Consider the following 19817-nt stretch of genomic DNA (forward strand, 5'->3'; position numbering starts at 1 on the left):
GAATCAAAACAGTAGTTTGCAGCATAAAAAATCATAATTCAAAATGGAAGAATCAAGTAGAAAGTTAAAAAGTCTGTATCTTACCTCTTTATTTTAAGACTTTCAAAACTTACTTTAGTTACTTGTCGTTACTCAAGTTTTAACCTCAACGCTACCCTTATTTTTTGCTTATGCGCTCCAATTATTCTACCTACCAATTAGATTTTTCTAAAACCAATCAGTTTTCTGGACTATTTTTAGACTACATTTCTCAGAAAGAAGAGCTAAAAGAGTTTTATGGAAATTTACCTCAACTAGAATACTTTGAAAAACAGATTGATTTAAAGATACAGAATAATTCATTTACTATTGAAAAACGAAATATTTTAGTAAATGCTTTGCATAATCAGTATGCTAATACAGAAAATCCACCAACAGAAACTATAAATTTACTCCAAAGAGAAACAACTTTTACAGTTACTACAGGTCACCAACTCAATATTTATACAGGCACACTTTATTTTCATTACAAAATTCAGACAGTGATTAATGCCTGTAAAATTTTGAAGGAAAAATATCCACAATATGATTTTGTACCCATTTATTGGATGGCGACTGAAGACCACGACTTAGAAGAAATTGCTTCTTTCAATATGTTTGGAAAAAAATATACGTGGCAAACTGAACAACAAGGCGCAGTTGGAAGAATGAACACAAAAGGTTTAAATGATTTGGGTTTTAAGGAAGAAAAAGCAAAAGAGCTAGGAAAATTTTATAAAACAGCAGAAAGTAAAAACGAAAATCTAGCACACGCCACACGAAATATTGTGCATTCGTTTTATAAAAAAGATGATTTAGTGATTTTAGATGGCGATGATGCAGCTTTGAAAAGACTATTTATTCCGATTATTAAAAATGAATTAGCAACTCAAAAAAGTCATTTAAAAATTGAGGAAAGTAGCAAAAAATTAGATAAACTAGGTTATAAAACACAAGTTACACCACGAGAAATCAATCTTTTTTATTTAGAAGATAATTTGAGAGAACGAATAGTAAAAAATGAAAACTCTCAGAATAATGAAATTTCTTTTGAAATTCTCAATACAGATATTAGTTTTTCAGAAACTCAAATGATGGATTTGGTAGAATCAAATCCTGAAAAATTTAGTCCTAATGTTGCACTTCGTCCTGTTTATCAAGAAATTATTTTACCAAATCTTTCCTACACAGGAGGACCTGGTGAGCTGGCATATTGGTTGCAACTCAAATCTATGTTTGAGTATTTTGAGGTAGATTTTCCAATTCTTTTACCTCGTAATTTTGTCTTATTTATTCCCAAAGTCATTCATCAGAAAATGACTAAAACAAATCTTTCTTTGGAAGATATTTTTAATCCTTTTGATAATCTAAGAATTGATTATGCTACTAAAAATGCTCAGAACGATGTTTTATTAGAAGACGAAAGAAAGAGTTTAGAACAAATTTTTGATAAAATAGAATCTAAATCTATAAAGTCTATAAATACGACAGATAATTCTCTTCAAAAATCTATTGCAGGTGAAAAACATAAAGCCTTAAAGCGAATGGAACACATATCTAAAAAGCTGCGAAAAGCAGAAGAAAGAAAATTATCAGATTCTATCAATCAAATAAAATCAGTAAAAGAAAATTTGTTTCCAAAAGGTAGCTTGCAAGAGCGTCATGATAACTTTTTGAGTTTTATAATAAATGACCCAGCATTTTTAGATAAAGTACAAGCAGTTTTGAATCCTTTTGATTTACGTTTTTTGGTGCTTGTAGAAAATGATATTTGATTATCTGAATTTAATGATAAAATCAAAATCTGTATTCAAACCTCAAATTACCAAAGTAATTTCTAGGCAAACCTGAGTAATAAAAACGTGGTTCGTTGTTTCCAAAACCTGTTGCATTAATCAAGATAGAAGAAGCATACTTTTTATTTAATAGATTATCAACTCCTACACTTGCCTTTATAAAAATTGTGTTGAGCAAGCTGATTTGATAATCTACTTTCAAATTTAATAGATTATAGGCTTCTGAATACAATAAATTTGCATCATTCATAGGCATTTTTCCAACATGTTGATAAATGAAATGAAAAGCGAAACTTTTATTCTGTTTGAGAGAAAAACCTGCATAGAGTTGTTTTTCAGGAACTCCTGTAAGCTGATTTCCAGAAAAATCTTTTTCTTCATCTACAAAATCTACAAACTCGTGAAAATTAAGTGTTCCATTGGCAAAAGTTTGAAACAACCAATTTTGATTTAGTTTTAAAGTATAATCTGAACTTAGCTCTAAACCTTTGTGCGAAGTTTTTCCTGCATTTCTACCAATATATTGGTCTTCATTAATTCGTTTGGCAACCAAAAGACCATTAATTTGAAGTAAATATGCTGAAAGATTAAAATGTAGATTATTGTTTTTTAGAAAAAACAAATCTGTTCCTATTTCATAGTTCCACCCTTTTTCTGCTGTAATTTTTGGGTTTACAAGTCCGTTTGGTGTGAGTGTTTCCTCTAAACTAGGATAATTAAAACCTCTACTCACATTGGTATAAATACTTTTTTGAGGTGAAAAAGAATAGGTAAAACTAATATTTGGAGCAAGGATAGGTTCAAATTTTCTATTTATATCCGAATTATCCAACTCATTTTGATAATCGTAATAAGTATGATTAAGATTGAGTCCAAACTGTGAAGATAATTTTTCAGAAAGCTGTAAAGTTGTTGTCGCAAAAACAGAATAATTCCATCTTTTTTCTATGTTTTTACTCAAATTGTTTCCTTCTAAACTTCCATTTCCATTATTCTGTTGATATAAATTTTCGTATGTTTTCCAGTCATAATTATCATAATAAATTTCTGTTCCTGTGCTTATTTCTGCATCAAAAAAAGAAGGAAGAGAAACTGCAAAAAGTGTTCTTGTGCCTAAACCATCTGTATTTTCTGTTAGAATATTAAATGGGCGAGGCTCATAATTTTCATTCTTACTATAAAAAACGCTTGTTGTATTACTAAAATTAGAATTGAAACGATGTGTCAAAGTGATGGCAGAAAACAACTGTTTTTGATCTTCGTAACCTTTTGCTTCTTTCCATGTAAAAGCAGCTTTTTCAGGATTTTCTTCAAAATCTGTTTTGGAAATAGAGCTTGGAATCTGTCCAAAATAATCTACATAATTAAATAGGAGACTAATTTCTGTCTTTTTGGAAAGATAAAAAGTAGGTAACAAGAAATAATTTTTCCTATCAAAATTACTATTTTCTCTATATCCTTTTTGTTCAAAACGGTCATAATCGAAATGTAAACTAAACTTTTCACCTCCATAATTTCCTCCTATATTATTTTTCATTAGTCCAAAAGAACCTAAAGTCAAGCTATTTACAATGGAAGAACTTCCTTGTTTTGGAGTTTTAGAATTTAGTAAAATTGTTCCACCCAAATTTGTTCCGTATTGTGTCGCTTTTGCACCTTTTACAATCTCTACACTTTCTAAGTCTTCAGGATTAAAGATATTAATCACTGTTTCACTCACCCCATTTGTAATTGGAATTCCATTAAAGTAAGCACGAATTTTATTTGTTCCATAAAGAGTTCTTGAACCTACTCCACGAATCGTAATTCGGTTAGTATTTATTGCTCCTTGCTGAATAAAAACTCCTGCCGTCTGATTCATTATGTTTACCAAATCTTTAGGAGAATGTCTATCAAAATTTTCTTTTTTTAGTTGAGTTGTAGGAATAATTACCTCGCTACTTTTGAGATAATTAGAAGAAATAATGACACTTTCTAAAGTTTTATCTAAAGAATCGGTATCATTTTGATTTATTGTTGTTTGACCCAAAACAGTGTTTTGGAAAATGAATGCAGTAAAAAAGATAGCAATTAGAGATTTAATTGCTATCTGTAAATTTAAAAATTTCATTGTTTAATTCATTTGTCGCTCAGAGAAATATTATATCTAGTCGTCATTGAGATTTATGCAATCTATTTTCTATTCTGAATAAGAAACTTTCCAAATAACTCCACCTGTATCATCATTAACCAACAAATCTCCATTTGGCGTTACAGTAGTTGCAACAGGGCGACCAAAAACGGTTGCTTTTTCTCTGTCATCAATAAATCCTGTCAAGAAATCTTCAGCTTGTCCACTCGGTTTTCCATTTTCGAAAGGAATAAAAACAACTTTATAACCTGCCATTTCCGAACGATTCCAAGAACCATGTTGCCCTACAAAAGCTCCGTTGTGATATTTTTGAGGAAACTTAGTATTATCATAAAAACCCAAACCCAAAGAAGCCGTATGTGAACCCACAGGAACATCAGGCATAACTGATTTTGCAACTAATTCTGTTTCTAGTCCAGACATGCGAGGGTCTTCTATTTGTCCATAATACGAATAAGGCCAACCATAAAAAGCTCCTTTTTTTACACTTGTAACATAATCAGGAACTAAATTATCGCCAAGCATATCACGCTCATTAACGGCTGTCCAAAGCTCTCCACTTACAGGATTCCAGTCCATTCCAACAGGATTACGTAAGCCATTAGCATAGATAATTTCATTTTTTCCATCCAAATCTACCTCCAAAATATTCGCTCTTCGAATCTCTTCCTTCATTCCATACTCTCCAACATTAGAAGCCGAACCGACCGAAATATAAATTTTGTCTTGTGCTTTATTAGTAATAATATTTCTTGTCCAATGATGATTGTAACCACCAGCAGGAAGTTCTACTATTTTTGTTCCTTTCACATCTTTTAGAGAAGTTTGTCCTTCTTTGTATGGATATTTCCAAAGTCCGTCTGTAGTTGTTACATAAAAATTATCTCCAATAATGAGCATTCCGAAAGGTTGATTTAGATTTTCTATGAAAACTTCACGCATATCAATTTTCCCATCATTATCTGTATCTCTCAAAAGAGTAATTCGATTGGCACTCTTTACTGTGTTTGCTTCTGATACAAAATAATCTCCATTTGTAGCAATATACGTCCAACGAGGATTATCCAAATTATCAGCAAATTTTGTAACTGTAAAACCAGCAGGAGCTTTTGGTGTTTTGTCTTCCCACTTGCTAAGTCCATATCGTTTGGCAACTGATTCGGTGGCATAAGGTGCAGGAATTTCCAAATTACCAACAGCTGTTTCTACTGTCGAAGGAGTGTAATTTCCTTTAGCTTTGGCTTTATCATTTTCTAGAGCTTTTTGATTTTTAGATTTTACGTTTTCAGCTTCAAGAGCATCATTGATGAGTTCGAAGTCAGTTACTACTTCAACTTCTGATGCTTCTGTTTTATTTTGAGGAGTAGATTTGCAAGCTGTTAGTAGGAAAAAAGCTACAAAAAAGAGGGAAAAATATAAATTAAGTTTTTTCATAGTTCTGATAAATTGAAATAAAAATAAGAGTTTAAAAAATAGTTTTTTGTTTAGAATCAAACTGTCAAGACACTTCTGAGGTATCAGACAGTTTATAGCAGGTTTATTTAATTGTCTGACTCTTTAAAGTTTACTGACAATTTTTAACAAAAGATTTTTACTCTTCAATAAATTCTATTAAAGGAGTAATAAATTTTTCAAAACTCTCAATATGAGGCAAATGCCCAATATTTTTAATTTCGACAAGTTTTGAATTTGGAATTTTCTGTTGTGTTTTTTTGCCTAACTCTTCATATAAGCCCATTGTTTTACGAACTTGTTCATCTACCAAAGGTTTTCCTAAAGCTGTTCTGTCTCGTGTGCCAATTATCAAAAGAGTAGGACATTTGATATTTTCAAATTCATATAAAACAGGCTGCGTAAAAATCATATCATAAGTAAGAGCTGCATTCCAAGCAATTTTTTGATATTCCGAATTGAGTGTCCAGCCTGCCAATAGGTTTACCCATTTATCATATTCGGGTTTCCATTTTCCATCATAATAACTTTCTAATTGATACTTTTTGATGTCTTGAGCTGTCTTTTTGAGTTCGCTTTGATACCACCATTCTATATTTTGATAAGGAACTTTAAGTTTCCAATCTTCTAATCCAATTGGATTTTCCAAAATTAATTTTTGTGTAATTTCAGGATACATCAGCACAAAACGAGTAGCCAACATTCCACCCATTGAATGTCCCAAAACAATAGTTTTCTTGATATTCAAACTATCTAAGAGTTTTTTTGTATTCTGTGCAAGGGTTTGAAAAGTATATTGGAAATTATCTGGTTTAGATGATTTTCCGAAGCCAATTTGGTCAGGAATGATTACTCTAAATCCTTTTTTGGTAAGTTCTTTTGTTGTTTGTTCCCAATATGCACCATTAAAATTTTTACCATGAAGAAGCAAAATTGTTTTACTCTCACTTTCTTTATACTCTGTTGGCTTTACATCCATATAAGCCATTTTTAGTTCTTGTTTTTGGCTATTAATTGTAATATAATTTACCTCAAAAGGATATTGATAATTAGAAAGCATTATATCCAACCAAGCGAGTTCTGCCAAGTCATTGGGTACTTTATCAGAAGCAGTAACTTCATTTTGAGCAAAAGCAGAAATAGAAAATAAATATAAGAACAGAAAAAATGTAAAAAATTGAATTTTCATTAGGTTAAAAAATTAGATAAAACAAAGTTATTTCAAATCATTAATTCTAACCTTAAAACCTTCTTAATTGTTAGGTTATTCTTAAATTAGAAGAACGACTTGATATATGAGGTTTTGAACAGTTTATATTTTATATAAAAATTAGATTCATTTTTTGATAAAAATTTAAGCAAAACAATAAATTATAGTATTAAACTCTAAAAAATTGCTATTTTTGTTAGTTACTCATTCTATACTATAAAGACATTTTATATAAGCCAATATTTTAGATATTTATTTTTTATGGCAGATAATTCATTTAAAAAATCCATTTTCGATAATCAAAATTCTTCTCTAGAATCAGAAGAAAAAATACTAGAAGATGGAGACACACAAAGCTCTACTTTTTCATTTTCTCAAAAAATGAAAGATACTTTCTCGGCTTCAAATCCAGAAAAACAAAACTCAACACTTATCAATTTGCTTTCTGCAATTGGTATTTGGGTTTTTGTTGTACTTCTAGCTGTTTCTTTTATATCTTTCATTTATACAGGAGAAGCTGACCAAAGTCTTGTTTTGGGATTCTTTTCAGACACACCTACTGAGGAAACACCTCAAAACTGGTTAGGAATGTTTGGAGCTGTGCTTTCTCACTTTCTGATTGAGCGTTGGTTTGGAATTGGTGCATTCTTACTTTTGGTTATTGGTGCAACTTCTGGACTTGTTTTGATAAAAAAATATGAATTAAATAAATGGAAAGAATTATCTATTAGTCTGTTTTTTGTCATTTTTGTAATGAGTTCTATTTTGGGTTATTTGGTCTATATGACCGAAACTCAAACAGCTTGGGCATTTCTTTGTGGTGGCATTGGTTATGCTATTTCTGCACTTTTTGGACAGATTTTTACACCTGTTTTCATTATTGCTGCCTTAGTTGGCTTTGGTTATTTCTTTGGAAAAGACCGTTTGAATATAGAATTATATACGAATTTTTCAGATAAAAAAGACAGAAATAAATATAAGGAACAACAAACTCAAAACCCTGTTCCCTCAGCTGCTGTTGATGCTTTTAAAGAAGTTGAAGCAAGTAAAACACAAACTACTGTACAAGAGAATGATGAAAAACCTAGAGATGAAAAACCAAGTAAAGAGGAAACTAACCCAAATACGGTCACTTCTCCACTAGTAAAAATTGAAGACAAAACACAAAAACAACCTAATGTAAAGATTATAAAAGACAAAAAAGAAAGCAATCAGCCTAAAAAAACATCTTTCTTTGATAAAATATTTGGTCAAAATTCTGAAATAGATAAACAAGAAGAATCAAAACAAAAGGAAAAGAAAGAAACAAATCCATTTGAGAGTACTACTAAAATAAAGGATAACCTTAATAGACAACTTCCTCAAAAAGAAATTAAAAACGAGCAGTTTGGAAAAGAAATCCAGAAAGAAGAACCTGCAACTGATTTGAGAAGCGAAATTGAAAAGGCTAGAGAAGAGGCAAACTCTAAAAATAAATATAATAAGAAAGACGGAAAGAAAGAAGAAGACCCAAAAGACAAAGATGGTTTCTTTATTCCATCAGCTAGAGATTTTGGAATTAATAGTGAAGATAAAGACAATAAAGAAGAGCAAGAAGAAGAAAACCCTTTTGCTATTCATATTCCATCTACCAAAACAACAAGCCAAGAACTTCCAAAAGAAGACACAACAGAAAAAGTAGAAAACACTATACAAAATACAGAAAAAGAGCAACAGAAAAATCAAAACGTCGAAGAGCAGGAAGAAGAAAAACAAGACGAACTAGATTTGGATTTGCCAATGCCTCCATCTGTAAGCCGAGTAAGAGATTTGTATGGTGAAAATGTCGAAGAGTTGATAGAAGAAGAAAATGGGAAACCTCTTTATACAGGAATTACACCTTACAATCCGAATGATGAACTTCCAAAATATGCAACTCCTCCAACCGATTTATTAGATAATCCAGTTGTAAAAAAACATCAAATTGATAAAGAAGAACTTACTGAAACTAAGTTAAGAATTGAACAAACTCTCAAAAATTTCAAAATTGATATAAAAAGGATTCACGCAGAAGTAGGACCAACTGTTACACTTTACGAAATTGTGCCAGCACCAGGGGTCAAAATTGCACAAATCCGAAATTTAGGAGATGATATTGCGCTTAATCTTTCAGCTTTAGGTATTCGTATTATTGCGCCAATGCCTGGGAAGGGAACTATTGGAATTGAAGTTCCAAATAAAGATAGAGAAATTGTACCTCTCCGAACGCTTTTAGAACACGAATCTTTTAAGCATTCAAGAAAAGAATTACCTTTAGTTTTGGGAAGAGATATTTCAAATCAAATTTTTATTGCTGACCTTACCAAAATGCCTCACCTTTTGATTGGAGGAGCAACAGGACAGGGAAAATCAGTTGGTATAAATGTAATTTTGACTTCGCTTATCTATAAAAAACATCCAAGTGAACTCAAATTTGTGATGATTGACCCTAAAAAGGTAGAATTTTCACTCTTCTCAAAACTAGAAAAGCATTATCTTGCTCATCTTCCAAATGCTGAGCCGATTGTTACAGATTCTGTTGATGCTGTCAAAACTTTAGAAGCTCTTTGTAGAGAAATGGATAATCGCTATGACCTTTTGAAAGATGGTGATTGTAGAAATGTAAAAGAGTATAATCAAAAATTCAAAACTCATCAACTTTTAGATGAGCAACATCGCTATTTGCCTTATATTGTTTTGGTAATTGATGAACTTGCCGATTTGATGATTATTGCAGGAAAAGCAGCCGAAAAACCAATTGCAAGACTAGCTCAAATGGCTCGTGCAATTGGAATTCATTTGGTTGTCGCTACGCAACGTCCGTCTGTAAATGTTGTTACAGGTATTATTAAAGCCAATTTCCCTGCTCGTATGGCATTTCGTGTTACTTCAAAAATTGATTCTAGAATTATTTTGGATACAGGAGGAGCAGAACAGCTGGTCGGACAAGGTGATATGCTTCTTTCGAATGGTTCGGATATTTTACGTTTGCAATGTGCCTTTGTAGATACGCCTGAGGTAGAGCGAATTTGTAAACACATTCAAGACCAAAAAGGATTTTTTGCTGCTTATCCACTTCCAGAAGAAACTAATTTTGATGTAGGAGAAGATGAATATTTGGCTGGCGATGAGCTTTTTTAAAAATTAAAATTCAGTATATTCAATATTGTGTAACATAAACTATTTTGTATTTCTTTGTAAAACTGTTCAATTTATAATTCTGCCATTGTCAGTAAAACGCAAACAAACGCATTTTACACTGTATTCAATTATTTTATATAAATAACTTTTGCTTTCAACTATCAGTACAATGAAAAGATTACTTTTTTCTTCTGCATTATTAGACCTTACAGTAAGTCGTCTTTGTGAACAACTTATAGAAAACTATTCCGATTTTTCTGATACTGTTCTTTTGGGAATTCAGCCACGAGGAACACTCTTTGCAGAGCGCATTCATCAGCGTTTAGAAAGTCGTTTGAATAAAAAAATTCCTTTTGGAAAGCTAGATGTCACTTTTTATAGAGATGATTTTAGAAGAAGAAATGAGCCTTTGAGAGCCAATATGACAGAAGTTCCTTTTGTAATAGAAGATAAAAAAGTCATTTTGATAGATGATGTTCTTTACACAGGAAGAACAATTAGTGCAGCGATGAGCGCAATGGCAGCATTTGGAAGACCAAAAAAAGTAGATTTGTTAGTATTGATTGATAGAAAATATACGAGAGATTTGCCAATTGCTCCCAACTACACAGGAAAAACTGTAAATACTATTTTATCCGAACACATAGACGTAGAATGGACGCAAGAAGGAGCAAAGGAAGATAAAATTTGGCTCATTTCTTAGTAGCAAGTTATCGTCGGTGGAGACACCGACAATGGCAAAAATAGCTGTTGTTGGTGTCCCCACCAACGACAAATATCTATCTTATGTTTATTCTGAAAGACGAATAATAATAGGCAAGTTCATTCTAAAAAACACTTTTTCCCCTTTATGAACAGCAGATTTCCAATTATAATTCTCGTTTATAAAGTCTAAGGTTTTCAAAAACCCTTCATTATTTTTTTTAGAGAAATTACTTTTTAATATTTTAAAATCTGTCATTTTTCCTGTTGTGTCTATTACAAATTCTATAAAAACTCTTGAGCCTATTCCATTAGGTTCTTCTGCTATTCTGAGATTTTTACTAAAAATTTTATAAAAATTATTTGTTCCTCCTCCAAAAATAGGTAGGTTTTCAACCATTGTATAAATTTTAGTTTCTTCTATCTGTGTAGTATCTTTTTGCTGTCCAAAAACAGGAAAACTAAATAGACAAGTTGATAAAAGTAGTAGTTCTAAGATTATATTTTTCATTGTCTATAAATTATTTCTGTGTTGATTTTTTCTTTTTGTCTAAATAGAATTTAATAGGAAGAGTCATTCTAGCTTTTATTTTTTTACCTCGTTGTTTGGCAGATTTCCAACTATAGTTTTCATTTATTAGGTTCATCACTCTCAAAACTTCGTTACTATTTTGCTCACTTGGACTTTCCATTATTTCAAAATCTGTCATTTTTCCAGTTGTGTCTATTACAAATTTGATAAATACTCTTCCTACTTTTCCTTCTTCTAGAAAACGTAAATTTTCTTTAATGACCTTATAAAAATTATTCATTCCACCTTCAAAAGTAGCAATAGAACCATCAAAATGACAAAAAACTATTTCTTCCTCTTCTTCCTCTCTTTTTATTTCCACAGTAGGAATTTTAATCGAATCAAGAAAATACAAATCAAGTTCTACATTTTGTAAAGAATCATTTATTTCTATTGGAATCGTGTTCTCTTCTTTAAAAACGATAGGTAAAGACTGTTTAGTTTTTACTTTTTGTCCCCTAACCAAACGAGGTTTCCAGCTATAATTTTCATTTATCCAATTCATCAACCTTAAAACCTCAGCATCACTTTTTTCAGAAAGTCCTTTTAAAATCTTAAATCCTGTCATTTTTCCAGTTGTATCTATCAAAAAATGAACAAAAACTCTCCCTATTTTATCATCAACAGAACGAAGGTTTTTATTTACAACTGTATAAAAATTATTCATTCCTCCCTCAAAAACAGGAGGGTTTTCTATTACATTAATAAGAACTTGGTCTCTTTGCTCCTCATTTTGTCCAAAGACAGAGAAATTAGAAACAAAAAATACTAAAAATAAACGAGTAAAAGACTTTACAAATCGTTTCATAAAATTGAATTATCAAATCAGATAAAAAATAACTCAAGTTATGTATCACAGACTTCCTAGTCTGTGTAACTAGTAAAATGCTATTTATTCAGACTAGAAATTCTGAAATACTTATAACCCACAAATTGAATTAAAAAATAAAGAATCTACTTTTTACAATTCGGAGAAGCCAAGAAAGTAACATTTTGATTTGTTCTACATCTAAAATTTTGTTTTGTACTTAGCTTGTTATTGTTTTTGAAATAGAATTTGATTATTATGCACACTCAAATACTATTCAATTTATGATTTTTGATACAAACCCAGATTTATACGAACGTTTTATGCATGCTGATGCCATTATTAAAGAAAATAAGATTGGCGAAGCTGTAAAAGAATTACAACAAATTCTTAGAGAAGACCCTACTTTTGGAAGGGCTTATAATCATTTAGGTTGGGTCTATCACAACAAATACCAAGACTTAAAAAATGCTGAAGAGTGCTATAAATTAGCCTTGCAATATTCGCCTGATTATCCTCCTGTTTATTATAATTATGCTGTTTTGCTTTCTTCTACAAAAGCATTTGATGAGCTAAAAAAATTACTAAACAGAGCCTCAGAATTTGAAGGAATCAACTTGGGAACAATTCATAATGAATATGGAATTATGCACGAAATAGAGGCACACTATTCAAAGGCTATTGAGTCGTATAATGAAAGTATAAAATATCTTTTTGATACGCATCAAATCGAACAGCGTTTGGCTTCTATTGAAAGATGTAAACGAAAAAGTGGAATCTTTGGTGGTTCACACGTTTCGGATAGGTAATAAAAGTAAGTCCAAATTTATAATTAACAATTTATAATTAATCATTAGAAAAATTATGGCATTAGAAGATAATAATCCTGCAAACGGAGGAAGTGGTGCAGTTGTTCCGACCAACACAAGTATTAATAGTGTTGAGAAAACAAATGTAAGTACGTTCCAAGATTTCATTAAATACGTCGAAGAGCGTGTAGTAGACTTGACAAACCTAGAAATCAAGACAATTGTAGGCGATTTTGATGTAGATGTAAACGAAAAGGTTTCTTTAAAAAGAGATCACGATTACAAGCTCATGAATAGCCGTATCAATTTGATTGATGGAGATATTACAACACATATTAGTAAAGAGTTGGTAAGCGATGAATACGAATGGATGCGTAATTTCCATGCTCATAAAGAAGAAAAAGGACACGAAATTATTCAAGGAAACATACAAGCAATTGCTTCTTTGATTGACCTTTTTAGAGAACTCAATCGTTCAGAAAAATAAGTAAATACTATTTCTTTCTTATTTGTTTATTAGTTTTATACTATTGAGTTAATTATTTATAAGGTTAAAGCGTTTTGTAATTTTTATGAAAAAGGATTTTATTACCAATTTGGCAAATGACCTTTTACGATTAGAAGTAAACACTATCGTAAAAGACCAATTACTGTGTGACAAACCTCGTTCGCACCGTTGGGAACTTTATGATATTGCTAGTGGATATCGTGAGCTACTTACTTCTTATACTGTTTCTCCTATCAATCCAGAAATTGGAGAAAGTAAAGACAGTCAAGAAATGCGAAAAGAATTTAAAAACTTGAATGCTGGTTTGGATTCTTTTTTAGAAATTCAGCATTTTGCAGAAGTAAAACGAGATGAGTTTAAGCAAGAATTAGAGCGTGTTCACCTTACCGATTTAGAAACAGATATACTCAACGAAAGAGTAATGCTTTGTGAACGTATTGTAAGACAAAGCCAACAAATGATTGATATTTTTTTAGATTTACAAAATGAATCTAATGATCCTATTGAAAGTGATAATGACTTTCCTGTTATGCGTCTGAATCATTTGGAAGATTTGAAACTCAATCCTAGTCAGATTTCTATCATCAGAAAGGCAAATGAAATTGGAACTCAGCGAGTGTTGCTTCAAACAGTTGTTCAAGTAGAAGGAGATATTACTTCTTATATCACAACACGCTTTTTACACTTTCCAGAACGAGAACAAAAGATGATTAAAGAAGTACATGAATCTTCAATAATGACTTCTATCCGAATGTGGCAATATCTATTTCAAGCTGTTTCTAGGCTTGCAGGAACTGTATTTACAAGTGTAACAGGAAAGCAAGTCAATACAGGAAGTGCTGCTGATACTCTGACGAGTAAACCAAAGCGAATAGGATAATCAGTAAGTAGTAACCAGTTAATTTTAATTTATAAACAAACTGTCAAAACTGTATTCTCGCTGTTCTACTTAACTCTGTGTTAAAAAATCTTTTTTAATTTTTAATTTGTAATTGATTCGTGTGGAAAATAATCCTAAAAAACTTCTGGGTTAAATTTAAAAGATGGCTAGACATTCGTTTAGGTTATATTTCTGCTGCGCCACGTCTTATTTTATATTTGATTGAAATTATACGATATGGAGCTTATACGATTGATACAGAATTTGAATATGTTTTGGAAGATGGAGTAAGTACCGAAAAATTCCTTCTTCGAACACTCATAGAACTAGATGGCGATGTTACTAATTTTGTTCCTGACCCAACAAAATATAAAGAAGAATCATGGTTTTGTTGTTTTGAAGATGCTTTTAAGTTGCATTCAGAAAACATCAAGTTTTTCTTTACCAAGCTAGAAGAAAGTGCTACTTTTTGGGCATTTATGACTACACTTCCTTTTCTTATTGCTGTCAATTATCGTTTATTAGAAGATATTTGGCTATTCATCACAACAGGACATTTCTCTGAAAAGCTACAAGACCAAGTTTTGGAAATCGGTCTTTTTGTAGCTTCTGCTATTCTTTTACCTCAACTTATTAGACTCCTTATTCCTCGTCTTTTAGCTCTTGTTTTAAAACGAATTGAAAGGTATTTAACAGAAGAAGAGAAAAAATAATTTGTGATTATTTTTTTACAATTTATTTTAAATAAATCATTTCCAATGCTTAACAAAAGCAGCTCTCCACATAAAAAAGCGAATAGAACAATATAAAGGAGCTAAAATAAATCCTGCAATTGAGCCAAAAAAGATTACTATGAAAATAAGTAGTTTAGTCAGAATTTGAACACCTACAGCTTTTATAGTCGGAATTTGCCTTTTTAGAGGTGCAAAAACGTACAAGTTAGCACCCAAAACAGCAATAGCAATTCCTAAAATTGGAATAAAACCTAATGCTATACTCAAAGGAAACCAAAGTGCATAGCGTTTTTGTACAAACATAATATAGGCTTTTCTATTTTCAGAACTATTCAAAATATGTTCTTTTCTACACGTAGGACACACTTTTTTATTTGTCTTTACTGCACAATATCCACAGCGTTCTTGAGTAAGAAGACTAAGCATTTGTTTTTTTCTAGCTTTCGCATCATCATTTATTTGCTCTTCTTTTTTCTGTCCTAAAAACCCTATTTTATAAATTTCTTTTTGTGGAGTATGGCAGTTACTACACTCTAACGCAAAAGGAGGATTTTTATGCTGACACGAAAAACACGTAATTTTTTGTTTTTCTTCATTGGATTTGATTTTTCGTTGCCATAAATAAACAATACCTACAATAATTCCAAAGAAAATAACAGCTCCTATTCCTGTCGCCAAAAGTAAAAGAAAACCAAAGAAAACAAATGTATCTTCAATACTAGAAAATATAAAATTGAGAAAAAGATCACCATCTCCATCAATTTCTAAAAGCCATTGTTGTATGGATGCTCTCAAAATTGTAAGTCCATAAACAGCACCTGCTGTAAAGAAAATCATTACATAATCTCCCATTCCTGCTTGATAAATTCCTTGCATAATTGCCTCCGAATCATTATCAACAACGCCTAAAAGCATTATTGAATAAATAATTGGTTTCAAAAAAGGTTCTGCTTGTAACCAAAGAACTTTTATATCTGTATTCTTATCTGCCAAAATCTCTAAAACTGCCAAAATACCAAGGACAATAATTACAGGAGTTTGTGTAATAAAAAGTTCTGCCGAAGGGGCATCTACCTCTGTAAAAGGAAAAATATTCGGAAATCTAAAAAGCAATGAAGTCAGAAAAGCAGGTAAAAAGGCACGAGAAGCAAAAAGTGGAATTGTTCCGACGGCATGCAAAATAATAGCTAATGACATAATAGTAAAATAAGAAGTTAGACTTTAGGAATAAAAGAGTTTTCTGAAATAAGAATAGAGTTGTTATATACGTATATTTCAGAATTTTATTAAACAATAAATAGGATTTTATTGTTATAAAAGAGTATTTTAATCAATATAAAGATATTGATTACCATTTTTTAACCTTAATTTTTATAGTTATGAATCGCAACGAAATTTTAGAACTCGCCTCACAAGAATCCAAACATTGTGTTAGTATTTATATTCCTACTCATCAGAAAGGACACGAAGTAAAAGAAGGATACGACAAAATTAATCTAAAAAACCAAATCAAGGAAGCAGAACAACAACTGCAACGAAAAGGTCTTTTAGAAAACGAAATTACAACATTTTTAAAACCTGTTCAAAATCTTTTAGAAGATAGTAATTTTTGGTCAAATCAAAAACAAGGATTAGCTATTTTTGTCGGAGATAATTTTTTTAAGACTATTTCTTTGCCTTATGAAGTAGAGGCGCATACAACCGTAAACGGACGCATGCACATAAAAGAGCTTATCAAAGATATAGAAGACAACGATAAGATGTATTATATTTTACGTCTTTCTCAGCATCAACCTGCTGCTTTTATGGTTTCGAATGGTGCAATTTCGCCTATTGCTTGTGATATGCCACAAGATATTAAAGAAGTCACCAAATTTTATGATGTCGAAAAAGAAGTTCAGGGTCGCCCTTACACAGGAAATGCAACTCATGCAAATGCACCAATAGAAGACCGAGAAAAAGAGTTTGTTCTTGAGTTTTTTAGAAGAATAGATGAAGCCATTCGTCCTGCTATCAATACGGGTGGAAGTTTTGTTCCTTTGGTTTTGGTAGGCGATGAGCGTATGCATGCCATTTATGAAGAAGCTAATACATATCCAAACTTGATTGCACATCAGTTTACTAAAAACTTTGATAATCATTCAGAAAAAGAAATTTTGGAAGCTGTCAATCCTACTGTTTCACTTCGCTTTTCAGAAGACAGAAATAAGAAAATGGAACAATACAACTCTAAAGCAAAACCAACAGTTTCAGAAATTGCTGATGTGGTAGAAGCTGCTTATGAAGGTCGTGTAGATACCCTTTTTGTAGGAAAAGGACACCGTTGGGGAGAATTTGATAAAGAAAATTATAAAGTTAGAACCAATCAAGGTAGTGAATGTCTTTACAATGAAGCTGCATTTTATACACTTAAAAATGGAGGAGAAGTCTTTGTAGATGATGCCGAAAAAGTAATGGGTGGAAAAGAAGAAATTGCAGCTATTTTGAGAAACTAAATTTACAATATTCTGCATTCTAAAAAACCAATTTCACTTTTGATGAAATTGGTTTTTTTGTATCTGATACTTTTTGTCGCTCGTGAGGACAACGGCATAAAAGATTTAAAAACGGGGAAATATATCATGAGGGTTATCAATTCTAAACCATTGTCCATTTTGAAATAAAGCACCCTCTGGATTTTCAAACCAAATAGCTATTTCATTTTTCTCTCTCTCATACACTATTAAGGCAACAAAATCATCTAAATATAATTTTGAAGAAGCATTTTCTAAACCCTCTATTTTGAGTAATAAACTATCAAATTCGTTTGCATTATAATCATCCTTATTATAAACAAATGGTTTGGATGTAAAACTGTAACAATACTCTTTTTTATAGCGTTTAACACTTATGCTTTTAACACTTTTGAAACCTCTAAAGATGCGTAAAATCTCATTTCTTTCTGCCTCTTTTGTTCGATAATAGTTTTGGCAAGAACTAAAAGCCAAAATAAAGAAAAGTAAAATTATATTTTTCATAAGAAATTTGCCTTTAACTGGTAACTGTAAAAATCACTCCCAAAGTTTATATAACTCTAATTCTACCTGCTTTCTGAAAAAAATTTTTGTTGTTTCTTCAAATGATTTGGTAAGGTCAGACACATAAAAAATATCTTCTTTGGTAGAATAAGGATTCAATAAATTATTTTGTTCTAAGAAAATTCGAACTTCTTCAGCTACAATAAAAGAACCATCTATAATTTCCACTTTTTGAGAAAAATTTTCTTGAAAGAATAAATCAATATCTTTTTTAATGAGTGGATAATGCGTACAACCCAAAATCAGACCTTCAATATTTTGTAAAGATTCATCTGATAGATATTCTGCAATAACTGATTTACTAATCGTATTATTAAAAAAACCTTCTTCAATCATAGAAGCCAAAAGAGGTGTTGCAACGGATGAAAGATTAATATTTTTATCTGTTTTATCTATTTTTTGAAGGTAGGCATTTGAATTTATAGTTTGACGAGTGCCAATAAGACCAATATTTTTTCCTTCAAAACGATTAGCAACATAATTTACAACAGGCTGAATAACGTCAATTACCTTTGCTTTAGTTGCTGTGTATTCTTTTATAAGTTCGAAAGCTGCCGAAGAAGCCGAATTACAAGCAAACAAAATTACCTTACAATGATGTTTTAAAAGAAAATCAACAGCTTTGATAGAATAAGCCTGTAAAGCTGCCGTAGATTTTTCGCCATAAGGTAAATGTGCAGTATCTCCAAAATAAATAATTTGTTCGTGTGGCAAAAGTTCTTTGACGGCATAAGCCACTGTAAGTCCTCCAATTCCACTATCAAAAATTCCTATTGGGTTAGTATTTTTGGTTTCTTGAAGATAGGTTTTTAGAGTGTTTTGTTCGTCTTTATTTGACATTAATTTATGTAAATCTGCTTACTTAATAATTTTGAATGAGGAATGTAAAAGTACGACTATTTTACAAAAACCCTAAGATTATTAAAGACTCTTAGGGCTTAAATTTCACTAAAAAGCATCTTCTAAGTGCAAAATTTCTTTTAAAATATCCTTTTCAAAGAGTATTGAGATTATATCAAACTGAATAAATCCCTTAAATCCATAAGTAGATTCTTGATTGTTTTCTTCTTCCAATTTCTCTAAAAATAATTCGGCTGTTTGGGAGATTTTTGAGGCTTGTGCTTCACTTACAAACTCTTCTGGATTGCCAAAATTATCATTTTTTATTGTCTTTACTTCTACAAAATGAATGACATTTCCTTTTTTTACAATAATGTCAATTTCGCCATTACTTCCTATACCGTTTCCTTTGCCAGCTCTATAATTTGTAGCTAGTTTTTCAAATCCATTTTCTATTAAAAATTGTAATGCTAACTCTTCGCCTTTTTTACCTGTGTTTTGTTTTTGAGTGAGTTTAGGTTTTTCTTTCATAAAATTATCTTTTTCTGACATCCATGGAATTAAAACTTATCCTTTCAGGAATTTTGCCTTGACAAGGACGATATGCTAAAAGTGTAACCGAATGACGTGGATAAATTGCTGTTTGTATTCTCCCCTGCAATTGCATTTTGCTTTCTCCTTCACAACCAAAAGAAGGTGTAAAACTTACCTTTACCTCATATGTATTTGTGTTTCGAAGTCTAACAAGTGTATTATAACGAGTATCGTACATCGAACTTCTATGCTGAATATAAAACTCTACTCCACCTTCTTTTTGAAACAAAACCCAACGATTTATAGGAATTGGGTCTTTTGAAAATACAGTAAAAGAGCTAGACAGAAATAAAATTGATAGAAGAAAAAAAAGAAGTAAAGTAAAATTTAATTTCATGAGTTGTTCTTGAAGTGGTAGTATTTTTATATAAATCTTATCCTTTATTATAAATTATTCAAGATAAAATAAAATTAAGATTAGATTTGTTAATTACTTGATTATCAGTAATTATAAAGTAGATAAAATTGCAAAAAATAAGCCTAACTCAAAAACTGTAATTTAATTAGCATAAAAAATAAAATGGATTC

The 19817-nt window shown here is 31.0% G+C and carries 18 protein-coding genes; 8 read left to right on the forward strand and 10 right to left on the reverse strand.

Annotated elements, in window-relative coordinates; translation table 11 throughout:
- Positions 1 to 170 precede the first annotated feature (170 nt).
- Complete coding sequence (gene bshC, locus V9L04_RS07545) at positions 171 to 1793, forward strand: bacillithiol biosynthesis cysteine-adding enzyme BshC (RefSeq protein WP_338793482.1); 1623 nt, start codon at positions 171 to 173, stop codon at positions 1791 to 1793.
- A gap of 22 nt (positions 1794 to 1815) precedes the next feature.
- On the opposite strand, the gene V9L04_RS07550 is transcribed toward bshC, so the two are convergent.
- From V9L04_RS07550 to V9L04_RS07560, 3 genes are all read right to left on the reverse strand, one after another.
- The gene (locus V9L04_RS07550) at positions 1816 to 3924 is read right to left on the reverse strand and encodes a TonB-dependent receptor (protein ID WP_338793483.1); all 2109 of its coding nucleotides are present in this window, start codon (positions 3922 to 3924) and stop codon (positions 1816 to 1818) included.
- A 69-nt stretch (positions 3925 to 3993) separates the two neighbouring features.
- The gene (locus V9L04_RS07555; protein ID WP_338793484.1) at positions 3994 to 5379 is read right to left on the reverse strand and encodes a sorbosone dehydrogenase family protein; all 1386 of its coding nucleotides are present in this window, start codon (positions 5377 to 5379) and stop codon (positions 3994 to 3996) included.
- A 157-nt stretch (positions 5380 to 5536) separates the two neighbouring features.
- On the reverse strand, positions 5537 to 6586 hold the full coding sequence (locus V9L04_RS07560) for an alpha/beta hydrolase (protein WP_338793485.1): 1050 nt from the start codon (positions 6584 to 6586) through the stop codon (positions 5537 to 5539).
- Between the two features lie 282 nt (positions 6587 to 6868).
- Here V9L04_RS07560 and V9L04_RS07565 point away from each other — a divergent pair, with 282 nt between their 5' ends.
- Both V9L04_RS07565 and pyrR read left to right on the forward strand, forming a co-directional pair.
- On the forward strand, positions 6869 to 9766 hold the full coding sequence (locus tag V9L04_RS07565) for a DNA translocase FtsK 4TM domain-containing protein (protein WP_338793486.1): 2898 nt from the start codon (positions 6869 to 6871) through the stop codon (positions 9764 to 9766).
- A 169-nt stretch (positions 9767 to 9935) separates the two neighbouring features.
- Entirely contained in the window at positions 9936 to 10469 is a 534-nt protein-coding gene (pyrR, locus tag V9L04_RS07570; RefSeq protein WP_338793487.1) for a bifunctional pyr operon transcriptional regulator/uracil phosphoribosyltransferase PyrR, read from the forward strand.
- A gap of 87 nt (positions 10470 to 10556) precedes the next feature.
- Here the strand turns inward: pyrR and V9L04_RS07575 are convergent, their stop codons facing one another.
- Positions 10557 to 10979, reverse strand: coding sequence for a hypothetical protein (locus V9L04_RS07575; RefSeq protein WP_338793488.1), 423 nt, complete (start codon positions 10977 to 10979; stop codon positions 10557 to 10559).
- Between the two features lie 10 nt (positions 10980 to 10989).
- Positions 10990 to 11847: an energy transducer TonB gene (locus V9L04_RS07580; protein ID WP_338793489.1), complete on the reverse strand. Its 858-nt coding sequence runs from the start codon at positions 11845 to 11847 to the stop codon at positions 10990 to 10992.
- 284 nt (positions 11848 to 12131) lie between these two features.
- On the opposite strand from V9L04_RS07580, the gene V9L04_RS07585 reads away from it, so the two are divergent.
- From V9L04_RS07585 to V9L04_RS07600, 4 genes are all read left to right on the forward strand, one after another.
- Entirely contained in the window at positions 12132 to 12656 is a 525-nt protein-coding gene (locus V9L04_RS07585; protein WP_338793490.1) for a hypothetical protein, read from the forward strand.
- Between the two features lie 55 nt (positions 12657 to 12711).
- Positions 12712 to 13143: a hypothetical protein gene (locus V9L04_RS07590; protein ID WP_338793492.1), complete on the forward strand. Its 432-nt coding sequence runs from the start codon at positions 12712 to 12714 to the stop codon at positions 13141 to 13143.
- Between the two features lie 85 nt (positions 13144 to 13228).
- Entirely contained in the window at positions 13229 to 14044 is an 816-nt protein-coding gene (locus V9L04_RS07595; RefSeq protein ID WP_338793493.1) for a hypothetical protein, read from the forward strand.
- 119 nt (positions 14045 to 14163) lie between these two features.
- Positions 14164 to 14757 carry a hypothetical protein gene (locus V9L04_RS07600; RefSeq protein WP_338793494.1) on the forward strand — a complete coding sequence of 198 codons (594 nt, stop codon included), beginning with the start codon at positions 14164 to 14166 and terminating at the stop codon, positions 14755 to 14757.
- A gap of 36 nt (positions 14758 to 14793) precedes the next feature.
- On the opposite strand, the gene V9L04_RS07605 is transcribed toward V9L04_RS07600, so the two are convergent.
- Complete coding sequence (locus V9L04_RS07605; protein WP_338793495.1) at positions 14794 to 15975, reverse strand: hypothetical protein; 1182 nt, start codon at positions 15973 to 15975, stop codon at positions 14794 to 14796.
- 182 nt (positions 15976 to 16157) lie between these two features.
- Between V9L04_RS07605 and V9L04_RS07610 the strand changes: the two genes are divergently transcribed.
- Positions 16158 to 17273: a hypothetical protein gene (locus tag V9L04_RS07610; RefSeq protein ID WP_338793496.1), complete on the forward strand. Its 1116-nt coding sequence runs from the start codon at positions 16158 to 16160 to the stop codon at positions 17271 to 17273.
- Positions 17274 to 17378: 105 nt separating this feature from the next.
- Here the strand turns inward: V9L04_RS07610 and V9L04_RS07615 are convergent, their stop codons facing one another.
- The 4 genes from V9L04_RS07615 to V9L04_RS07630 form a co-directional block, all read right to left on the reverse strand.
- On the reverse strand, positions 17379 to 17795 hold the full coding sequence (locus V9L04_RS07615; protein ID WP_338793497.1) for a hypothetical protein: 417 nt from the start codon (positions 17793 to 17795) through the stop codon (positions 17379 to 17381).
- A 33-nt stretch (positions 17796 to 17828) separates the two neighbouring features.
- Positions 17829 to 18695 carry a glutamate racemase gene (gene murI, locus V9L04_RS07620; protein WP_338793498.1) on the reverse strand — a complete coding sequence of 289 codons (867 nt, stop codon included), beginning with the start codon at positions 18693 to 18695 and terminating at the stop codon, positions 17829 to 17831.
- Positions 18696 to 18803: 108 nt separating this feature from the next.
- Entirely contained in the window at positions 18804 to 19226 is a 423-nt protein-coding gene (locus tag V9L04_RS07625) for a YraN family protein (RefSeq protein ID WP_338793499.1), read from the reverse strand.
- A gap of 4 nt (positions 19227 to 19230) precedes the next feature.
- Positions 19231 to 19626: a hypothetical protein gene (locus tag V9L04_RS07630; RefSeq protein WP_338793500.1), complete on the reverse strand. Its 396-nt coding sequence runs from the start codon at positions 19624 to 19626 to the stop codon at positions 19231 to 19233.
- Positions 19627 to 19817: the final 191 nt, after the last annotated feature.

This window comes from Bernardetia sp. MNP-M8 (genome assembly GCF_037126285.1).
Lineage (GTDB): Bacteria > Bacteroidota > Bacteroidia > Cytophagales > Bernardetiaceae > Bernardetia.